Annotated in this window: 21 protein-coding genes and 3 tRNA genes; 11 read left to right on the top strand and 13 right to left on the bottom strand. The window is 69.5% G+C overall.

What is annotated here, in order from left to right; genetic code table 11:
• Window positions 1-17: 17 nt before the first annotated feature.
• Complete coding sequence (locus Q9S71_RS04900) at window positions 18-743, bottom strand: VIT1/CCC1 transporter family protein (protein ID WP_217528909.1); 726 nt, start codon at window positions 741-743, stop codon at window positions 18-20.
• A 114-nt stretch (window positions 744-857) separates the two neighbouring features.
• Here Q9S71_RS04900 and Q9S71_RS04895 point away from each other — a divergent pair.
• The 4 genes from Q9S71_RS04895 (at window position 858) to Q9S71_RS04880 (ending at window position 2,971) form a co-directional block, all read left to right on the top strand.
• A tRNA-Ile gene (locus tag Q9S71_RS04895) sits at window positions 858-931 on the top strand.
• A 14-nt stretch (window positions 932-945) separates the two neighbouring features.
• Window positions 946-1,018: transfer RNA gene (locus Q9S71_RS04890), tRNA-Ala, on the top strand.
• Between the two features lie 164 nt (window positions 1,019-1,182).
• On the top strand, window positions 1,183-2,310 hold the full coding sequence (sfnG, locus tag Q9S71_RS04885) for a dimethylsulfone monooxygenase SfnG (protein ID WP_311860902.1): 1,128 nt from the start codon (window positions 1,183-1,185) through the stop codon (window positions 2,308-2,310).
• A 235-nt stretch (window positions 2,311-2,545) separates the two neighbouring features.
• Window positions 2,546-2,971, top strand: coding sequence for an NUDIX hydrolase (locus Q9S71_RS04880; RefSeq protein ID WP_311860901.1), 426 nt, complete (start codon window positions 2,546-2,548; stop codon window positions 2,969-2,971).
• Here Q9S71_RS04880 and Q9S71_RS04875 read toward each other — a convergent pair.
• On the bottom strand, window positions 2,962-3,459 hold the full coding sequence (locus Q9S71_RS04875; RefSeq protein ID WP_311860900.1) for an aminoacyl-tRNA deacylase: 498 nt from the start codon (window positions 3,457-3,459) through the stop codon (window positions 2,962-2,964). The genes Q9S71_RS04880 and Q9S71_RS04875 overlap by 10 nt on opposite strands.
• The gene (locus Q9S71_RS04870; RefSeq protein ID WP_064002817.1) at window positions 3,452-4,021 is read right to left on the bottom strand and encodes a hypothetical protein; all 570 of its coding nucleotides are present in this window, start codon (window positions 4,019-4,021) and stop codon (window positions 3,452-3,454) included. Before Q9S71_RS04870 ends, Q9S71_RS04875 begins: the two co-directional genes overlap by 8 nt.
• 100 nt (window positions 4,022-4,121) lie before the next feature.
• Here Q9S71_RS04870 and Q9S71_RS04865 point away from each other — a divergent pair, with 100 nt between their 5' ends.
• On the top strand, window positions 4,122-4,679 hold the full coding sequence (locus Q9S71_RS04865) for a peptidylprolyl isomerase (RefSeq protein ID WP_311860898.1): 558 nt from the start codon (window positions 4,122-4,124) through the stop codon (window positions 4,677-4,679).
• A gap of 7 nt (window positions 4,680-4,686) precedes the next feature.
• Window positions 4,687-5,562, top strand: coding sequence for a rhomboid family intramembrane serine protease (locus tag Q9S71_RS04860; RefSeq protein ID WP_311860897.1), 876 nt, complete (start codon window positions 4,687-4,689; stop codon window positions 5,560-5,562).
• A gap of 78 nt (window positions 5,563-5,640) precedes the next feature.
• On the opposite strand, the gene Q9S71_RS04855 is transcribed toward Q9S71_RS04860, so the two are convergent.
• On the bottom strand, window positions 5,641-5,877 hold the full coding sequence (locus Q9S71_RS04855) for a cell division protein CrgA (protein ID WP_311860896.1): 237 nt from the start codon (window positions 5,875-5,877) through the stop codon (window positions 5,641-5,643).
• A gap of 55 nt (window positions 5,878-5,932) precedes the next feature.
• On the opposite strand from Q9S71_RS04855, the gene Q9S71_RS04850 reads away from it, so the two are divergent.
• Genes Q9S71_RS04850 through Q9S71_RS04840 form a run of 3 tightly spaced genes read left to right on the top strand, consistent with a single transcriptional unit; the run spans window position 5,933 to window position 7,532 of the window.
• Window positions 5,933-6,730 (top strand): class E sortase, encoded by a 798-nt coding sequence (locus Q9S71_RS04850; protein ID WP_311860895.1) that lies wholly within the window; start codon window positions 5,933-5,935, stop codon window positions 6,728-6,730.
• A complete protein-coding gene (locus Q9S71_RS04845) occupies window positions 6,730-6,897 on the top strand; it encodes a hypothetical protein (RefSeq protein ID WP_197471621.1) in 168 nt (55 codons plus the stop codon). Before Q9S71_RS04850 ends, Q9S71_RS04845 begins: the two co-directional genes overlap by 1 nt.
• Window positions 6,894-7,532 (top strand): anthranilate synthase component II, encoded by a 639-nt coding sequence (locus Q9S71_RS04840; RefSeq protein ID WP_311860894.1) that lies wholly within the window; start codon window positions 6,894-6,896, stop codon window positions 7,530-7,532. The genes Q9S71_RS04845 and Q9S71_RS04840 overlap by 4 nt, the downstream gene beginning before the upstream one ends.
• Before the next feature lie 9 nt (window positions 7,533-7,541).
• On the opposite strand, the gene pknB is transcribed toward Q9S71_RS04840, so the two are convergent.
• From pknB to Q9S71_RS04805, 7 genes are all read right to left on the bottom strand, one after another.
• On the bottom strand, window positions 7,542-9,239 hold the full coding sequence (gene pknB, locus Q9S71_RS04835; RefSeq protein ID WP_311861694.1) for a Stk1 family PASTA domain-containing Ser/Thr kinase: 1,698 nt from the start codon (window positions 9,237-9,239) through the stop codon (window positions 7,542-7,544).
• Between the two features lie 88 nt (window positions 9,240-9,327).
• Window positions 9,328-11,148 (bottom strand): protein kinase domain-containing protein, encoded by a 1,821-nt coding sequence (locus Q9S71_RS04830; RefSeq protein WP_311860893.1) that lies wholly within the window; start codon window positions 11,146-11,148, stop codon window positions 9,328-9,330.
• Window positions 11,145-12,599 carry a peptidoglycan D,D-transpeptidase FtsI family protein gene (locus Q9S71_RS04825; RefSeq protein ID WP_311860892.1) on the bottom strand — a complete coding sequence of 485 codons (1,455 nt, stop codon included), beginning with the start codon at window positions 12,597-12,599 and terminating at the stop codon, window positions 11,145-11,147. Before Q9S71_RS04825 ends, Q9S71_RS04830 begins: the two co-directional genes overlap by 4 nt.
• Entirely contained in the window at window positions 12,596-13,972 is a 1,377-nt protein-coding gene (locus Q9S71_RS04820) for an FtsW/RodA/SpoVE family cell cycle protein (protein WP_311860891.1), read from the bottom strand. The genes Q9S71_RS04825 and Q9S71_RS04820 overlap by 4 nt, the downstream gene beginning before the upstream one ends.
• Complete coding sequence (locus tag Q9S71_RS04815) at window positions 13,969-15,198, bottom strand: PP2C family protein-serine/threonine phosphatase (protein ID WP_064002826.1); 1,230 nt, start codon at window positions 15,196-15,198, stop codon at window positions 13,969-13,971. The genes Q9S71_RS04820 and Q9S71_RS04815 overlap by 4 nt, the downstream gene beginning before the upstream one ends.
• A 12-nt stretch (window positions 15,199-15,210) precedes the next feature.
• A complete protein-coding gene (locus tag Q9S71_RS04810; RefSeq protein WP_253035718.1) occupies window positions 15,211-15,747 on the bottom strand; it encodes an FHA domain-containing protein FhaB/FipA in 537 nt (178 codons plus the stop codon).
• Window positions 15,744-16,478, bottom strand: a complete 735-nt coding sequence (locus Q9S71_RS04805) for an FhaA domain-containing protein (protein ID WP_064002828.1) — start codon at window positions 16,476-16,478, stop codon at window positions 15,744-15,746. The genes Q9S71_RS04810 and Q9S71_RS04805 overlap by 4 nt, the downstream gene beginning before the upstream one ends.
• A gap of 143 nt (window positions 16,479-16,621) precedes the next feature.
• On the opposite strand from Q9S71_RS04805, the gene Q9S71_RS04800 reads away from it, so the two are divergent.
• Both Q9S71_RS04800 and Q9S71_RS04795 read left to right on the top strand, forming a co-directional pair.
• Window positions 16,622-16,705 (top strand) — tRNA-Leu (locus Q9S71_RS04800).
• A gap of 89 nt (window positions 16,706-16,794) precedes the next feature.
• A complete protein-coding gene (locus Q9S71_RS04795; RefSeq protein WP_311860890.1) occupies window positions 16,795-17,826 on the top strand; it encodes an FUSC family protein in 1,032 nt (343 codons plus the stop codon).
• Window positions 17,827-17,833: 7 nt separating this feature from the next.
• Here the strand turns inward: Q9S71_RS04795 and Q9S71_RS04790 are convergent, their stop codons facing one another.
• Both Q9S71_RS04790 and Q9S71_RS04785 read right to left on the bottom strand, forming a co-directional pair.
• Window positions 17,834-18,229, bottom strand: a complete 396-nt coding sequence (locus Q9S71_RS04790) for a VOC family protein (protein WP_311860889.1) — start codon at window positions 18,227-18,229, stop codon at window positions 17,834-17,836.
• Between the two features lie 76 nt (window positions 18,230-18,305).
• On the bottom strand, window positions 18,306-18,572 hold the full coding sequence (locus Q9S71_RS04785) for a metal-sensitive transcriptional regulator (protein WP_311860888.1): 267 nt from the start codon (window positions 18,570-18,572) through the stop codon (window positions 18,306-18,308).
• Window positions 18,573-18,574: the final 2 nt, after the last annotated feature.

Genomic DNA, 18,574 nt, shown 5'->3' with positions numbered 1-18,574 from the left:
GATGCCGCGGCATCCGCTCACGCGACGGATGTCCCGAGCAGCAGACCCAGCGCCCAGGTGACAGCGAGGGCGAGTGCCCCGCCGACGACGAGACGCACGACGGCCCGCCGCTTGCCGGCGCCGCCGAGGGTCGCCGAGATGGTGCCGGTCAGACCCAGCGCGATGAGGACGGCGACGAACGTCGTCGGCACCCGCCATTCCGCCGGTGGCAGCAGGATCGCGAGGAACGGCAGCAGCGCGCCGAGCGTGAAGGCGATCGCCGACGACAGGGCGGCCTGCCACGGGCTGGTCAGCTCGTCGGGGTCGATGCCGAGCTCGATGTCGAGGTGCGCGCGCAGGGCGTCGTGCGCGGTCAGCTCCTCGGCTACCTTCCGCGCGGTCTCCGCACTGAGCCCCTTCGCCTCGTAGAGTTCGGCGAGCTCGCCGAGTTCCTCGTCGGGCATCTCGGCGAGCTCCCGCGTCTCCTTCTCGATGAGCGCGCGCTCGGTGTCGCGCTGGCTGCTCACCGAGACGTACTCGCCGAGCGCCATCGAGATCGCCCCACCCACGAGAGCGGCGGACGATGCCGTGAGGATCGGTCCGAGGTCGCTCGTCGCACCGGCGACGCCGACCGCGACGGCGGCGACGCTGACGATGCCGTCGTTCGCGCCGAGGACACCGGCGCGCAGCCAGTTCAAGCGCTGGCCGAGGCCGGCGCCCTGCGGTTCGCGGTGGCCGGGCTCACGGGGGATGGTCGTGCTCATGAGGCCAGTGAATCAGAACGAACGGATGCCGCGGGCCGCCGCCGCCGCGGATTCGTCAAACGGCGCCCTCTTCGGGTAAAGTCTTGGAGGTTGCAGGCGTGAGCCGGCAACGACGGGGCTATAGCTCAGGCGGTTAGAGCGCTTCACTGATAATGAAGAGGTCCCAGGTTCAAGTCCTGGTAGCCCCACCGTCACCGCACCGGGGGCCTTAGCTCAGTTGGTAGAGCGCCTGCTTTGCAAGCAGGATGTCAGGAGTTCGAATCTCCTAGGCTCCACATTCCAGAAACGCCGGTTCCCCACAGGGTCCGGCGTTTCGCGCATCCCCGGTCGTCATATCCCGTCACGCCGCGACACCGATCGTCGTCTTCTTTGACACCCCTACGGCCATGGCGGAGATTCGTTCGCACAGTCCTCGGAGCGAGGCGGAACGGAGCGGATGATGACGGAGACGACGGCGGGCCTCGAGCCCACGAAGTTCGCCTACTGGGTGCCCAACGTATCGGGCGGACTGGTGGTGTCCTCGATCGAGCAGCGGACCTCGTTCGACCTGGACTACAACATCGAACTGGCCCGCACGGCCGAGCGCGTCGGCTTCGAGTACGCGCTCAGTCAGGTGCGGTACCTGTCGAGCTACGGCGCGGCGCAGCAGCACGAGTCGACGTCGACGAGCCTCGCCCTGCTCCTGGCGACCGAGAAGCTGAAGGTCATCGCGGCGGTGCACCCGGGCCTGTGGGAGCCTGCGGTCCTCGCGAAGTTCCTGCTCACGGCCGACAACTTCTCGAAGGGTCGCGCGGCCGTCAACGTCGTGTCGGGCTGGTTCAAGGACGAGTTCACCAAGCTCGGACTCCCCTGGCTCGACCACGACGAGCGCTACCGGCGGTCGGGCGAGTTCCTGCAGGTCCTGCGCAAACTGCTGACCGAGGAGAATGTCCGGTTCGCGGGCGACTTCTACCGCGTCAACGACTTCACCCTGCGGCCCGGACCGTACCCGGTGCCCGGGCGACCGCATCCGGAGATCTTTCAGGGCGGCAACTCGACGGCGGCGCGTTTCAACGGCGGCGCTTACGCGGACTGGTACTTCTCCAACGGCAAGGACTTCGACGGCTTCACCGAGCAGTACGACGAGGTCACCCGCATCGCGGCGGAGCACGGACGCCGCGTACGGTTCGGCCTGAACGGCTTCGCGATCGTGCGCGACACCGAGGCCGAGGCGCGCGAGCAGTTGCGCGAGATCATCGCCAAGGCCGACACCGAGGCCGTCGAGGGCTTCCGCACGTCCGTCCAGCAGGCGGGTCCCGCGACCGCCGACCGCAAGGGGATGTGGGCGGACTCGAGCTTTGAGGACCTCGTCCAGTACAACGACGGGTTCCGCACGCAGCTCATCGGCACACCCGAGCAGGTCGCCCGACGCATCGTCGAGTACCGCCGGCGCGGGGTCGACCTCCTCCTCCTCGGCTTCCTGCACTTCCAGGACGAGCTCGAGCAGTTCGGCGAGAAGGTCATCCCTCTGGTGCGCGAACTCGAGGCTCAGACGGGGGTTGCGCAGCGTCACCACGCCGACGTGTGAGGAATCTTGCGCTGATCTTGAGGTGATGTTGCGCTTCGCTTGCGCCGTACCCGACACCATGAATGGTGTCGCCGTTGGAGACGACCACCCGAAGATCGGATCCATCGTGAGCAGCAACTCCGCTGGGGGACGTGGAGTTTCTGGGGGCTCTGCGCGACAGGGCCTGGGGTGCGTGGCTGGGGAGCTCGCACCCCAGGCAGTCCCCCCGCGTCGAGGTGGCGCGTAGGGTGAACGCGTGGACATCCGCGTCGCCGCGTACGCCGTCATCACCGACGGGGACCGCATCCTGCTCGCTCACTGGAACAGCCCCACGAGACCCGCGTGGACCATGCCCGGCGGGGGCATCTATCCCGGTGAGGATCCGAAGGATGCCGCGGTGCGCGAGGTCTTCGAGGAGACGGGGTTCCACGTGGAACTCGACGGTATCCTCGGCACCGACTCGCAGGTGATCGCCGCCAAGGACCGGCTGCACGGCGAAGGGCCGATCCAGGCGCTCCGCATCCTCTACCGCGCGCACATCGTCGGCGGCGACCTCCGCAATGAGGAGGACGGATCGACCGACGAGGCGGCGTGGTTCCCGCTCAGCGACGTCCCGGCGCTGACCCGGGTCGGTCTCGTGGACACCGCCCTGCGGATGGCGGGGCTGCTGCCTCAGGCCTGACGCTCGCCCATCGCCTGCGAGATGTCGGCGACCGTCGCGCCGTAGGCACGGATGAGGTCGTCGGCGTCGACGAAGAGGCTGAAGCCGTGGGCGCCGGCCCCCATCGCGATCCGTCGACCCGTGATGGTCTCGTCCGCGTAGACGGGCCAGTCCGTCGTGCTGCCGATCGGTGTGATCGTGCCGCGCTCGAACCCTGTCGCCGCGAGCGCCAGCTCCGGTTCGGGCAGCCGCAGTTTGTTCACGCCGACCACGGCCCGCAGCTTCGGCCACGAGATGGCGCTATCGCCCGGGATGAGGGCGAACAGGTAGGTGTCGTCGCTGCGCTTGACGACGAGGGTCTTCACGATGTCGGATGCCGCGAGACCCAGCATCCGTGCGGCTTCCTCGAGACTCCCCGCGGCCGCCCGGGCGACGAACTCCACCGAAAAAGACCGGGAGCGCGCCGCTTCAGCGACGCGCTCCGACGGTACGGGCCTGGATTCAGGCATCCGGTGCACGCAGCGGGTCGTCCGCCACCCACAGCTCGTCGTCGGCACGCAGCGTCTGCCACGCGGCGTAGAGCACACCGGCGGCCGCAGCGATGCCGAAGATGAGGGCGAGGACGCCGCCGGCGCTCGGTCCGCTCTTCTTCTCGGGGACGCTGAGCTTCTTCGTCGCCTTCTTGCCGGCCTTCTTCGCCTTCTTGCGGAAGTCGTCGGCGTCGAAGCCGCCGAGCCCCTTGCCCTTCGCCAGACGGTGACGCTTGTCGTTGGCGACGTCCCACACCGACAGGGCGGTACCGACGACGGCTCCCGCGGCGGGGACGACGGCGCCGTTGAGCACCTTGCGTCCGGTCTCGACACCGCGGTCGACGTAGGGAGCGGCGTACCGCTCGTAGGAGTGCTTGGCGGCGGGCACCACGTGGTCGTGGTTGTACTTGCCGAGCTGGCGACCCGCCTCGCGGGCGACCTCACCGGCCTGGCCGACCAGCACCTGCTGGGACTCCCAGAGGTTCGCAGCCTGCTTCTGCAGCTTGCGGAGTTCCTTCTTGGTCTTGCGGTTGAGGCTCACGGGGCCCTCCCTTTTCGGGGTTCATCCGGGGACGTAGTGGGTCCATACTGCCAGACGCATTCAGGCTGTGAGGGGGGTTGCAAGTGAGAGGATGATGGGTATGCCGATTCACTCCGCTGTCGCAACCCTGCACACCACCCACGGCGACATCGTCGTCAACCTGTTCGGCGACCAGGCGCCGCGCACCGTCAAGAACTTCATCGGCCTCGCCGACGGATCCCAGGCGTGGACGCACCCCGCCACCGGCAAGCCGGGCGAGGGTCCCCTCTACACCGACGTCATCTTCCACCGCATCATCCCGGGCTTCATGATCCAGGGCGGCGACCCGCTCGGTCAGGGCATCGGCGGACCGGGCTACAACTTCGACGACGAGATCAGCCCCGAGCTGACCTTCAGCAAGCCGTACCTTCTCGCCATGGCGAACGCGGGCCTGCGCCGCAACGCCATCACGGGCAAGGCCGAGGGCACCAACGGGTCGCAGTTCTTCATCACGACCGACCCGACCCCGTGGCTCAACGGCAAGCACACGATCTTCGGCGAGGTCGCCGATGACGCCTCCCGCAAGGTCGTCGACGCCATCAGCGCCGTCGCGACCGGTGCGCAGGACCGCCCGCTCGAGCCCGTCGTCATCTCCTCGATCGACATCGCCGAGGCCTGATCCCTTCGTGACCTCGGCCGACCCCCGGACCAATCCGGACAACTTCTGCTACCGGCATCCCGACCGTCAGAGCTTCGTGCTCTGCCAGCGGTGCCTCCGCACCATCTGCCCCGAGTGCCAGACGCCGCTGCCCGTGGGCGTCATCTGCCCGGAGTGCCTCGCGGAACAGCAGAAGGGTGCGCGGTCGGCCGAGGTGAGGCGGATGCCGGGGCGGTTCGCCCGCAAGCTGCGCAGCGACCGCCCCGTCGTCACGTACGCGATCATGATCGTCACGCTCGCGATCTACCTCGTGCAGCTCATCCCCGTCGTGGGCGGCGCGGTCACGGGCGCGCTCGCTTTCGCTCCGCCGTACGTCGTCCCGGGCAGCGGGGCGCCCTTCGAGCCGTGGCGGATGCTGACGGTCGCCCTCGTGCACTCGACCCCGCTGCCGTTCCACGTCGCTCTGAACATGCTGGCGCTGTGGGCTCTGGGCCGCAGCCTCGAACCCCTCCTCGGCAAGGCGCGGTTCCTGGCCCTCTACGCGCTGAGCGCGATCGGCGGATCGGTCCTCGTCGCGCTCATCGCGCCGGGGTCCGCCGTCGTCGGTGCGTCCGGCGCGGTCTGGGGTCTGCTGACGGCGATGCTCATCATCGGGCGCCACGTCGGCGCGAACATCCTCCCGATCGCGATCCTGCTCGGGATCAACCTGGTGTTCTCGTTCGTCGGCGCCGGAGTGTCTTGGCAGTCGCACATCGGTGGCGGTCTCGTGGGTCTGCTGGCCGGCTTCGTCTTCGCGCGGACGCGCGCGCAGAACCGTCAGGGCCTGCAGGCGCTGCTGCTCGTCGCCGTCGGGATCGGTCTCATCGCCATCGCCGTGACCGTGCCGGGTCTGCTCTACCTCTGAGTTATCCACAGGTTCATCCACAGATGGGGATGAATCACACCGGTGTAATTCCTGTCGAGGACTTGGGATGCCGCGGGCTCAGCGCCAGCGCGTCGTCATCAGGAACCCGATGAACGCGATGCCGAAGCCGATCGCGAGGTTCCACGGCCCGATGTCGGGGATCGGGAAGGCTTGGCCGCTCAGGTAGAAGACGATGATCCAGATCATACCGATGAGCATCAGCCCGAGCATGATCGGCTTGAACCAGACGGGGTTGGGGGCGGCGTCGCCCTCGGTCTGGACGAGTCGGTCGTCGTCCTTGTCTCCACGTGCCATGGGGGGAAGTCTACCTGCCAGCCCGGATCCAGCCTTCGCTGGCTAAACTCCGATCGTGACCGACTCCTCGCCCACGGAGCACCCCACCCGACGTTCCCGTCGTCCGCGCCCTCGTCGTCGCGCGACGATCGCGAGCGTGTTCGGCGAGATCCTGCTCACGGTCGGTGTGCTGACCCTGCTCTACGTGTCCTGGCACACCTGGATCGGGGACGCGATCGTGCAGAGCGAGCAGCACGCTGCCGCGCAGGCGCTCGCGGAGGAGTGGGCGAACGAAGCGCCCGAGACCCCGGGCCCGTCCGAGACCCCCGCGCCCGATGCGACCGCGGAGCCGGAGGGCCCCGCGGCGATCCCGGTCCTCGGCGAGCAGTCGCACGGCGACGTGTTCGGGATCATGAAGGTGCCGCGCTTCGGCTCCAACTGGCAGTTCAAGATCGCCTCCGGGATCACCCGCCCCGACATCCTCGACCGCGGCGAGATCGGCCATTACCCCGACACCGCGATGCCCGGTGCGGTGGGCAACACCGCCTACGCCGCGCACCGGTGGACCTCGGGCGCCCCGTTCGACCCGATCGACCGCCTCGTCATCGGTGACGCCATCGTCGTCCAGACGAAGGCGGGCTGGTACACCTACCGGTTCCGCTCGCTCGAGTACGTCCAGGAGACGCAGGTGCAGGTGCTGCTCCCCGTCCCCAACCAGCCCGGCGTCGAAGCCGACGGCCGCTACCTGACGCTCACGAGCTGTGCGCCGAAACTGAACTCCCTGGAGCGCATCATCGCCTACGCCGTGTTCGACGAGTTCACCCCGACCGCCGACGGCCCGCCGGCGTCGCTGACCGCAGGGGTGGACGCCTGATGTACGCGGCGCTCTGGCGTGTGCTTCCCGGCCCGTGGTGGGTGCGGGTCCTCATCCTGATCGTGCTGGCCGCGATCATCCTGTACCTGCTCTTCTACTACGCGTTCCCGTGGGTGTTCCACACGCTGTGGCCGAACGAGGAGTCCACCGTCGGCGGCGGCGGGTGACCAGCGGCATCCGTGTCCTCGTCGTCGACAACCACGACAGTTTCGTCCACACCCTGATCGGGTACCTCGTCGAGGTGGGCGCCGACGTCGAGATGGTCGAATCGGATGCCGCGGATGCGCTCTCGCGCGTGGACGCGGCCGACGGCGTCGTGATCTCTCCCGGCCCCGGCACGCCCGAGGATGCGGGTGCGTCGATTCAGATCGTCCGGCGGTGCGCCGCCACCGCCACCCCCATGCTCGGCGTGTGCCTCGGGCATCAGGCGCTCGCGGTCGCGTTCGGCGGGGTCGTCTCGCACGCTGCCGACCTCATGCACGGACGCACCTCGCCCGTGCACCACGACGGCACCGGGGTGTTCGCGGGACTGCCGTCGCCGTTCACGGCCACGCGCTACCACTCGCTCGCCGTCGAGCGCGACCGCGTTCCGGCCGACCTGCGCGTCACGGCGTGGACGGAGTCCGGCACGGTCATGGGGCTCGCGCACCGTTCGCTGCCGCTGGTCGGGGTGCAGTTCCACCCCGAGAGCGTGCTCACCGAGGGCGGTTACCTGCTGCTGGGCACGTGGCTGGAGGGCATCGGAGTGATGGATGCCGCAGCGCGCGGCGCCCGGCTGTCACCGCATCGCACCGTGACGTGACCGCGGGAGTCAGCCGCTGCAGGTCGTGAGGACGATCTCCGACCCCACGGGGACCTCGCCGATCGCCGACTGCACCTTCACCATGCGCGGGTCGGTGGCCGGGCAGGAGGGATCCTCCTGGATGACGGGCTCGAGGCCGTACTCGTCCGAGCTGAGGATCTCGGCGGCCTTGTCGACCGTGTAGTTCAGCGCGAAGTCCTCGACGGTGACGGTGCCGGTGGCGACGACGAGGTCGACGGCGGTGTCGAGGGGGACCTCTTCGCCGGCGGTCACGGGCGCGCCGTCCACCGATCCGCTGATCACGACATCGGCCGCCAGGGCGGGGTCGTTGCGTCGCGTGATCGAACCGAGCGTGAGGCCCTCCTGCTCGAGGGCGGTCATCACCTCGTCGACCGTCAGGTTGGCGAGGGTGGGGATGGCGGACATCTCGACACCCTCCGAGACGTACACGGTGACCTGGTCTCCCGGTGCGACGGTGGTGCCGGCCGCGGGGTCGGTGCGCACCACGGCGCCCTCGGGGACGTCGGCGCTCGTCTCGCCGACCTGCAGCGGCTCGAGCTGGTCCTTGCCGAGGACCTCCTGCGCGCGGTCCCAGGTCATCGTCACGACGTCGGGGACGGTGAGCGCGTTCGGGGTGACGGTCCCCTCCTCCGGGCGGATCGTGTTCACCCAGATGAAGACCGACACGAGCAGCACGGCGAGCATCGCGATGCCGGCCCACACCCACGCGACGGGTGGCCCGGCCTGCGTGCGGCGCATCGTGTCGTCGCTCGTCAGTTGGCGCAGCGACCGCGCCGTCTCGGCCGCCTGCTTGGGGTCGGGTCCGTACAGCTCGTTGCTGAGGTGCTCGACGCGTCGCTTGCTCGGCGCCTTGCGGCCGGTCGCGGCGGCGAGGGCGTCGCGGAAGGCGACGGCGGTCTGCGGCCGCTGGAACGGGTCCTTCGCGAGCGCGCGCAGCACGAGGGCGTCGAGCGACCGCGGCACGGTCTCGACCACCTCGGACGGCGGGACGGGCGCCTCGGACACGTGCTGATAGGCGACCGCGATCGGGTTCTCGCCGCGGAACGGCGGCTGCCCCGTCAGAAGTTCGTAGAGGACGATGCCGGCCGAGTAGATGTCGGCGCGGGCGTCCACAGGGTCGCCCTTGGCCATCTCGGGCGAGAAGTACGACGCGGTTCCGATGATCGCGGTGGTCTCGGCGACCGTCGACGACGAGTCCGACACGGCACGCGCGATGCCGAAGTCCATGACCTTCACCTGACCGGCATCCGTCACCATGACGTTGCCGGGCTTGATGTCGCGGTGGACGACGCCGGCCCGGTGAGAGTACTCGAGGGCTTCGAGGATGCCGTCGGTGTAGCGCAGGGCGTCCTCGATCGGGACGGGACCCTCGCTGATGATGTCCTTCAGCAGGCGCCCCGAGACGAGCTCCATGACGATGTACGGTTCGGGATGCGGCTGCCCCGCGGCATCCGTCCTCGTCTCCTCACCGGCATCGAAGACACGGACGATCGCAGGGTGCGACATGCGCGACGCGGACTGCGCCTCGAGGCGGAACCGCGTGCGGAACGCCCCGTCGGCGGCGAGATCCGGCTCGAGGATCTTGATGGCGACGTCGCGCCCGAGCGTGAGGTCCTGCCCGCGGTACACCGAAGCCATGCCGCCTCGGCCGATGAGGTCATCGACGCGGTAGCGGCCCGAAAGCACGCGTTGCTGTACGGACACATCACTCCCCGGAATGGAACCCGGACAGCCTATCCGACCCCGCTCGAAAGCCCGCTGAAAGCGGTCGTGGTCAGCCGTCGCCCTCGCCGTCGGCCGGCGGGGTCTCCTCGGGCGCGGGCACGATCGACGCCGACGCCTCGGGAGAGCTCCCCGACACACGCTCGGTGCTCTCACCCGTGCACGTGACGGTGTAGGTCACCGAGAGGGCCTGGCTGTTCTCGTCGACGACGATCTTCGCCGGGCGCTGGTCGATGTCGAAGCTCGCCGTCGACTCGCCGTTCGTGTCGAAGATGCCGCCCGAGAGCGTCATCGTGTAGCTCGACGCGGTGGGAGCGCCCGCGGGACAGGTGTAGCTGTCCCACATGACCTGGACCGTCGATCCGGCCGTGACGGTGCCGTCTCCGTTGCCACCCTCGATGCGCGGGGCTGCGGGGGCGTCCATCGGGGCCGCCTCGGTGTACAGCGTGAGCGTGATGCGCTCGGTGGGGTCGGGGTTGCCGGTGGGGTTCACGCGGTAGACCAGACCCACCTCGGCATCGGAGTTCGCCGCGTCGCCGTCCTGACACACCACGTTCGGGTATCCGTTGTCGTTGAGGATCTGGGTCGCCTCATCGCACGTCTTCCCCTCGAGCCCCAGGGTCGCGGGGTTGGCGGTCGTCGGCTCGGTCTCGCTGGGGGTCGGTGCGGGTGAGGAGGGCGGGACGCTGGCGCTCGACGGCGGGTTCGAGGGCGTGTTGCTCGGAGCCGCGGTGTTGCCCTGCGGCATGAACAGCGTGATCAGGAAGCCCACGAGGACGATGGTGAGCAGCACGATGAGCGCGACGAGCGGCCACGTCCACGGGCTGCGCTTCTTCTTGCGCTGCGTCCCCGCGGGCGAGGCCTGGTCGGTCGACAGCGCGGCCGTGCCCGTGCCGACGGCGGCAGCCGCCCCGACCCCGGCCGCAGCGGCGGCGCCGGCGGGCAGGAGGCGGGTCGTGGCATCCGATCCCGTGGTCGGGGTCAGCAGCTGAGTGAACGCGTCCGCGTCGGCGGCGCCGCCGATCGCGGGGACGATGGCCGCGGCACCGGCGACGTCCCCACGACGCAGCGCGCCGGCGGCACGCGCGACGGCGGAGGTCGAGGCGGGACGTTCCTCGGGCTTCTTCGCGATCATGCTCATCACGAAGCGCTGCACGGGCTCGGCGACCGTGTCGGGCAGCGGCGGCGGGGTGTCGTTGATCTGCGCCATCGCGATGGCGACCTGCGACTCACCCGTGAACGGACGACGACCCGCGAGCAGTTCGTAGGCGACGATGCCGAGCGAATAGATGTCGGTGGAGGGGGATGCCGCGTGCCCCGACGCCTGCTCGGGCGAGAGGTACTGAACGGTTCCCATGACCTGGCCGGTCGCGGTCAGCGGCACCTGATCGGCGATGCGGGCGATGCCGAAGTCGGTGATCTTGACGCGGCCGTCGGGGGTGATCAGCAGGTTGCCGGGCTTGATGTCGCGGTGGACGAGCCCCGCGGCGTGGGCCGCTTGCAGCGCCGACGCGGTCTGCGCCACGATGTCGAGCGTCTTGTCGGTCGAGAGGGCGCCCTCGCGCTCGAGGATCGTCGACAGCGCCTCGCCGGGGACGAGCTCCATGACGAGGAAGGCGGAGCCGTTCTCCTCGCCGTAGTCGAAGACGCTCGCGATGCCCTCGTGGTTCACGAGCGCGGCGTGACGGGCCTCGGCGCGGAAGCGCTCGAGGAAGCCCGGGTCGCCCATGTACTCGTCTTTGAGGATCTTGATGGCGACCGTGCGGCCGATGACATGGTCGGTGGCCTCCCAGACCTCGCCCATGCCGCCGATCGCGATCCGCGAGTCCAGTTCGTACCGTCCGCCGAAGCTCACACCCTGCGTCGGTCTCATTCGCTCAGCACCGCCTCAATCACTTTCTTCGCGATCGGGGCCGCGATCCCGTTGCTCGTGCCGTTCTGGCCGAGCCCACCACCGTTCTCCACCATCACCGTGACGACCACTTGCGGGTCCTCTGCGGGCGCGAAACCGGTGAACCAGAGCGTGTACGGGTCCCCCGGATTGTGCTCCGCCGTTCCGGTCTTCCCGGCGACGTCGACGCCGTCTATTCTCGCACCCGACGCGGCGCCGTTTTGGACATTGCCGATCATCAGGGTCGTCATCGTCTCGGCCACCTCGGGGGTCAGCGCTTCGCCGAACTGCGTGTTCGCGGGCTCGTCCTGCACCGTCAGATCGGCCGCGACGACGCGGTCGACCATCCGCGGGTTCATGACGACGCCGTCGTTCGCGATGCCGGCGGCGACCATCGCCATCTGCAGCGGGGTGGCGCGCACGTCGGTCTGACCGATGCCGCTGAGCGCGGTCTGCGGCTCGTCGAAGCCCTCGGGATAGCTCGACGCCGCGACGTCGAGGGGGATCTCAAAGGCCGAGTTGAAGCCGAACTTCTGCGCCTGCTCACGGATGGCGTCGGTGCCCAGCTCGAGCGCGAGCTCGGCCATGGGGATGTTGCAGCTGAGCCGCAGCGCGGTCTCGAGCGTGGTCTTCTCTCCCGGTCCGCACGTGCCGCGGTCGAAGTTGTGCAGGACGTTGCTCGTTCCCGGGAGCGTGAAGGTCGCCGGGTTGTCGAACTCGGAGTCAGGGGTGTACTTCCCCGAGGCGAGGGCGGCCGACGCGACGACGAGCTTGAAGGTCGATCCGGGGGGCTCCGTCTCGCGGGTCACCCGGTTGGTGAGCGGCCGCAGCGGATCCGCCTGCAGCTCCTGATCGGCGGCGTTGACCGCCGAGCTGTTGTGCGAGGCGAGCTTGTTCGTGTCGAAGCTGGGGCTGGTGGCCATCGCGAGGATGCGGCCCGTGTCGGGCTCCATGGCGACGACCGCTCCCTCGAGTCCGTCCAGCGCGTCGTACGCGACCTTCTGCACGGCGGGGTCGAGCGAGAGGAGCACGTTCGACCCGCGCGGCGGCTGGCCGCTCACGATCTGGTCGAGACGGGTCAGGAACTGCTGGCTGCCGGTGCCGGCGAGGGCCGCGTTCATCGCGTACTCGAGCCCGGTCGAGGAGCGCAGGACGGGGTTGATGAACCCGGTCACGGGCGCCCACATCTCGGCATCCGGATACGTGCGGATCCAGCTGTAGACGTCGTCGCTCGGCTCGGACGACGCGATCGCCGTGCTGCCGGCGAAGATCGTGCCGCGCTGCACCGCGTACGAGTCGTACAGCGTGCGCCGGTTGTCGGGGTTCTCGTTCAGCTGACCGGCGAGGGCCACCTGGATCACGCTCGTCGCCGCGAACAGGCTGAGGAACATGAGGAGCACCACGACGCTCAGTCGACGGAGTTGTTTGGTCATCCGATCACCACCCGGGGCCTGGAGCGGACGGCATCCGAGATCCTCAACAGGATCGCGATGATGAGGAAGTTCGCGATGAGGGACGAACCGCCGGCCGCGAGGAACGGCATCGTCAGACCCGTCAACGGGATGAGACGGGTGACGCCGCCGACCATGATGAACACCTGCAGCGCGAGGGTGAACGACAGCCCCGTCGCGAGCAGCTTTCCGAAGTCGTCCTGACCCGCGATGCCGATCCGGATGCCGCGGCTGACGAAGACCATGTAAAGGGCCAGGATCGCGAAGACGCCGACCAGGCCGAGTTCCTCACCGAGGCTCGGGAGGATGTAGTCGTTGTGGGCGAGCGGCGTCAGGTCGGGTCGGCCCAAGCCCCAGCCGGTGCCGATGAGTCCGCCGTGGGCGAGGCCGAAGATGCCCGAGACGAGCTGGAAGCTGCTGCCGTTGATGTAGTCCGGGTTGAAGGCGTCGAGCCAGTTCGAGAACCGGGAGGCGACGTAGGGCAGGACCTGCGAGGCGGCCAGGGCGCCCGCGACGGCCAGGAGGACGCCGAGGATCGCCCAGCTCGCCTTGCCCGTCGCGACGTAGAGCATCGCGATGAACATGCCGAAGATGAGGATGCCGGTACCCAGGTCGCGCTGAAGGACGATGATCCCGAGCGAGACACCCCACACGATCAGCAGCGGCCCGAGCTGGCGGGCGTGCGGCCAGGTGATCCCGAGGAAGCGCGTGCCGACCGAGGTGAGGGCCTCGCGGGTGCGGACGAGGTAGCCGGCGAAGAAGATCGCGAGGCAGATCTTCGCGAGCTCACCGGGCTGGAACGAGAAGACACCGGCGACCGACACCCAGACGTCGGCGCCCGCCTCGATGCCGAGTCCCGGGACGAAGGGGAGCAGGAGCAGCAGGATGCCGCTGAGGCCGAAGACGTACGTGTACCGGAAGAGCACCCGGTAGTTGCGGAGGAAGATGACGATGAGGATGGCGCCGGCGATCGCGATCGCCGCCCAGACGAGCTGGCGGAACCCGAGCGAGGACCAGCCGACGCGGTCCTCGGCGATGTCGAGGCGGTAGATCATCGCGACGCCGATGCCCGTGAGGAGCGTCGCGATCGGCAGGACGAACGGGTCGGCGTCGCGGGCGCAGATGCGCGTCACGATGTGCAGCGCGAGCGACAGCCCCGCCAGCCATCCGCAGTACGAGAGGAACGTCGGGTCGATCTCGTCGCGGGTGCCCAGCTGGACGAGCAGCACGGCGACCGTCGAGACGATGATGGCGAACACGAGCAGGCCGAGCTCGCGGTTGCGCTGGGTCGCCGGCATCCGGAGTTTCCGGAGTGCCTTGATGACCGTCGTGTCGGTTTCTACCGCGGCTGTCATGGGGTCCCCTGGCGGAGGTTGTCGACGATCGCCTCGGCGTCGGCGAGGGATCGGGCGGAGATGGTCTGCTCCACGGACAGCCGCTGATACGCGGGCAGGTCCGCGAGGAGGATGTCGGTGTCCTCGTACGGCGTGGACAGCGAGATCGGACCGATGTCCTGCTGGATGCCGCGGTAGATCACGACGCTGTCGTCGTCGGGGCCGACGAAGTAGCGCGTCTGCGTCCAGGCGTAGCCGGCGAAGACGCCCGCGGCGAGCACCGCGACGATCGCGATGAAGCCGACGAACCACCAGACGCGGCGGCGGCGCGCGCGGCGACGGTCCTCTTCGATGAGCTCCTCGAGGTACTCGGCCGCGGGCTCGAAGTGGCTGGGCTCGTTCGCCGCCTGGCGTCCGGTCTGGAACCAGCCCGTGCGGGCGGGGCGCGCCACGGGGACCTCGATGCCCTTCGGGGTGGCCGCGGACCCGACGATGGTCGCGGTTCCGCTGAACATCGGATGCCGCCCGCCCACGTCGACGAGGACGATCGTGACGTTGTCGGGGGCACCGGCATCCAGCGCCAGCTTCAGGAGCATGTCGGCGGTCCGACCCGGGGCGAGGTCCTGGCGCAGGACCTTGGCGGTCTGCGCGTCGTCGACGACGCCGCACAGTCCGTCGGAGCAGATGAGCCACCGGTCGCCCGGCTGGGTCTGCATGATGAACGCGTCGACCTCGGGGTCGGTGCCCATGTCGCCGAGCACGCGCATGAGGACGGACCGGCGCGGGTGGTAGCGCGCCTCTTCGGGGGTGATCCGGCCCGAGTCGACGAGGCGCTGGACGAAGGTGTGGTCGGTCGTGATCTGCGTCAGCACGCCGTCGCGGAAGAGGTAGACGCGGGAGTCGCCGATGTGGGCGATGACGGCGTAGTCGTCGACCATGAGCACGGCGCTGACCGTCGTGCCCATGCCGGCCAGCTCGGGGCGCTCGGTGACCGTGTCGACGAGGACGTGGGCGGCGTCGACGATCGCTTCACGGAGCTCGCGCTCGGCTTCGGCCGGCGTCGGGAATGCGTGGTCGAGGCCCTCGAGGTGGTGGACGGCGATGCTCGAGGCGATGTCACCGCCGGCGTGCCCGCCCATGCCGTCGGCGACGACGAACAGGTTCGAGCCCGAGAAGCCCGAGTCCTGGTTGTTGGAGCGGACCTTCCCGGTGTGCGAGATGGCGGCGCTCGAGCCCTCGAAGACCATCGGTGCGGGCCGTTACTTCCGCAGCTCGAACGTCGTGGCGCCGACCTTGATCGGAGCGCCGACGATGACGGGGACGGGGGATGCCACGCGCTCGCCGTCGTGCCAGGTGCCGTTCGTCGAGTCCAGGTCCTGCACCATCCACTGCTCACCCCAGAGGACGAGGCGGGCGTGGTGGCTCGAGGTGTAGTCGTCGCGGATGACGAGGCCCGACTCGCTGGAGCGGCCGATCGTCAGGGGCTCGTCACCGAGGGGCAGTTCGAGCCCGGCCTTCGGTCCGCTCGTGATGACGATGCGGGACACGGTGTTGACCGTCGCCTTCTGGGGGCCGGAGGGTGCCGCCGGGCGCGTCATGACCGGCGAGACGATGGAGGTCTCGGCGTTGGCCGGGGCCGTCGCGACGGGGCCCGCGGCGGCAGGTGCCGGCTCGGGCATCTTGCGCACCTTGACGCCGAACAGGTCGGCGCGCAGCGAGTAGACCACTGCGAAGACGAAGAACCACAGCAGGATCAGAAATCCGATCTGCAGCAGCAGGAGTGTCAGTTCGCTCATGCCTGGCCTCCGAGGTCGAACAAGCGGGTCGCGGGATCCTGCGGCCGCGGGGGGATGCGGGATGCCGCCTGCGCGACGACGCGGAACGTGATGCGCGTGCGGCCGATCGTGACCACGGAGTCCGGCTCGAGGGCGGCCTCCGAGACCTTCTGCCCGTTCAGCTGGGTGCCGTTGGTCGAGCCGAGGTCGCGGACCATCGCGCGTCGACCGTCCCACAGGATCTCGACGTGGCGACGGCTGGTGCCGGCGTCGGGGATCGTGATGTCGGCATCCGTCCCTCGGCCGATCACGGTGCGGCTGCCGGTGAGGCGGTGCTGCGTGCCGTCGATCTCGACGACGCCGTGCCACGAGACCTCCTCGGCCGAGGCGGAGCGCGAGTCGACGCGGACGGTGCCGGTCGTCAGGGACTCGTCGGGGTTGATCGCGAGCGAGACGGGGCCCGCGAAGCTGTACTTCTGCGCCTTGGCGTGGCCCTCGACCAGCTGTACGAGTTCGTCGTGCAGGGTGCGGCCGAGGGCGCCCATGCGTTCGTGGTCGGCGGGGGCGAGCCGGACGACGAGCGTGTTCGGCACGAGGATGCGGTCGCGCGAGACGACGGCGGCCTTCGCATCGAGTTCGGCACGCAGTGCGGAGGCGATCTCGACAGGCTGCACACCGCTGCGGAAGGTCTTCGCGAACGCGCCGTTCACGGCGCGCTCGATTCCCTTCTCGAAGCTGTCAAGTAGTCCCACGGGGCTCCTCAGGCAGTCTGGACCGGTGCTCACATGCTAGTTGTCGACCCTGGCAGGGTCTGGGGAACACAGCTGCGGCCGTTTCTCCGGCGGGCTCGCGCCATGATATCCTCGGAAAGTTGATCCCGTGGCGACACGGGTTCGCGCGAGTGGCGGAATAGGCAGACGCGCTGGCTTCAGGTGCCAGTGCCCGAAAGGGCGTGGGGGTTCAACTCCCCCCTCGCGCACAGACAGTGCGAACGAAGCCGGTCGGTGGTGAGAACCCCGACCGGCTTCGTCGTTTCCGACGATGCAGCCGGGCTTCTAGGCTCGGACGGTGAACACGTCGCGCGGCCGGATCTGGACCGGCGTCATCCGTGTCGCACCCTACGATCGCGACCACACCGTCGCTATCCGGGCCGCGATCAGCGTCGGCGTCCCGCTGATCGTGCTGTGGTCGATCGGTCGGCTGGACCTCAGCATCTATGCGAGCTTCGGAGCCTTCGCCTCGCTCTACGGCCGCACCGATCGCATCGGCGACCGCGTCCGGATGCAGGTGGCGGCCGGGGCGGTCGTGGTCGCCGCGATGCTCATCGGCACCGCGCTCTCGGTCGCCGACGCGCCGGCTCTGCTCGCGATCGTGGTCGTGGCTGCGGTCGCCTCCGTGGCGACCCTGCTCGCGTATGCGACGCGGTGGCACCCGCCCGGCGCGCTGTTCATCGTGTTCGCGGCCGGGGCCACGGCATCCATCCCTGCAGAAGGCGCGCGTTTCGGCGACGTCCTCGTCGTGGGTCTGGCCGCCGTCTTCTTCTCCCTCACGGTGACCCTCGTCTCAGAGATTGTGACCGGCCGCCGGATCCCGCGTCTCACGCGGACGAAGAACCGGATGCCGGTGGGCGCCGTCGCCGCGGAGATGGCCCTCACGGTCGCGGTCGCGACGGTGCTCGCCGGCGCAGCCGGGCTGCTCCTCTTCCACGCCCACTGGTACTGGGCGATGGTGGGCGCGGTCGCCGCGGTGAGCGGCCCGCACGTGAAGGCCCGCGTCATCCGCGGGCTGCAGCGGCTCATCGGCACCCTGCTCGGCGTGCTCGTCGCGGCGGGCATCCTCGCCCTGGGGATGCCGCCGCTCGCCGTCATCCTCATCGCCGTAGCCTTGCAGGCGGGCGCCGAGCTCTTCGTCGGGCGCAACTACGCGATCGCGATGGTCTTCATCACGCCGCTCGCCCTCCTCATGGTCCAGCTCGCCGCGCCCACCACGGTCGGCGTTCTGCTGACGGACCGACTGTGGGAGACCGTCGTGGGGATCGTCGCGGGGACCGCCGTCGCCGTGGGCTCTGCGCTCATCCGCGGGCGCCGCCGGCGGGCCTGAGTCCGGATCAGCCCTGGTAGCCGATGAGCCAGGTGACCCCGAAGCGGTCGGTGACCGTTCCGTCGTGGTCGCCCCAGGCGCGCAGCTGCAGATCGTCGACGATCCGGCCTCCGTCGGCCAGCCGGGCGAACCACGTCTCGAGGACGGCCGGCTCCGCAGCCCCCAGCAGCGCGAACATCGCTCCGCGCAGCTGCAGCGCCTCGTCCCCGGGCCCGCCGTCCGAAGCGAAGAGCGCGACCGGGCCGGTCAGCATCCCGTGGGCGATGAAATCGCCGGGACCGTCGACGCGCTCGAACTCGGCGAACGTGTTCAGCACGAGGTCGCCGCCGAACACCGCCTGATAGAAGGTCAGCGCATCGCCCGCCGTGCCGGGGAACGTCAGATACGGGGTGAGTCCGGTCATCCGCTCACCGTAGACCGCCGTCACCCGCGTGACCAGAGCGGATGCCGGTGCCCGCCCCTCGGCCTCGCCCCGCCTCTCAGCTGAGGGAGAGGAAGAGCTTCTCGAGGTCCGCCATCTGCAGCTCGGCGTCGTCCTCGCCGAGGCACTGCTGCATGGCGGCGGCGATGACCGCGAACCCGGCCCGATCGATCGCGCTCGACACGGCAGAGAGCTGTGTGACCACCGCGCGGCAGTCGCCGCCGTCCTCCACGGCGGCGATCACGGCGGCGAGCTGACCCTGCGCGCGCTTGAGGCGGTTCGCGATGCGGCGAACGGCCTCCTCGTCCCGGAGCGCCGTCGACACCG

The sequence above is a fragment of the Microbacterium gawkjiense genome (assembly GCF_031932225.1).
GTDB classification, from domain to species: Bacteria; Actinomycetota; Actinomycetes; order Actinomycetales; family Microbacteriaceae; genus Microbacterium; species Microbacterium gawkjiense.
This window is presented reverse-complemented; position numbering and strand designations above follow the sequence as displayed.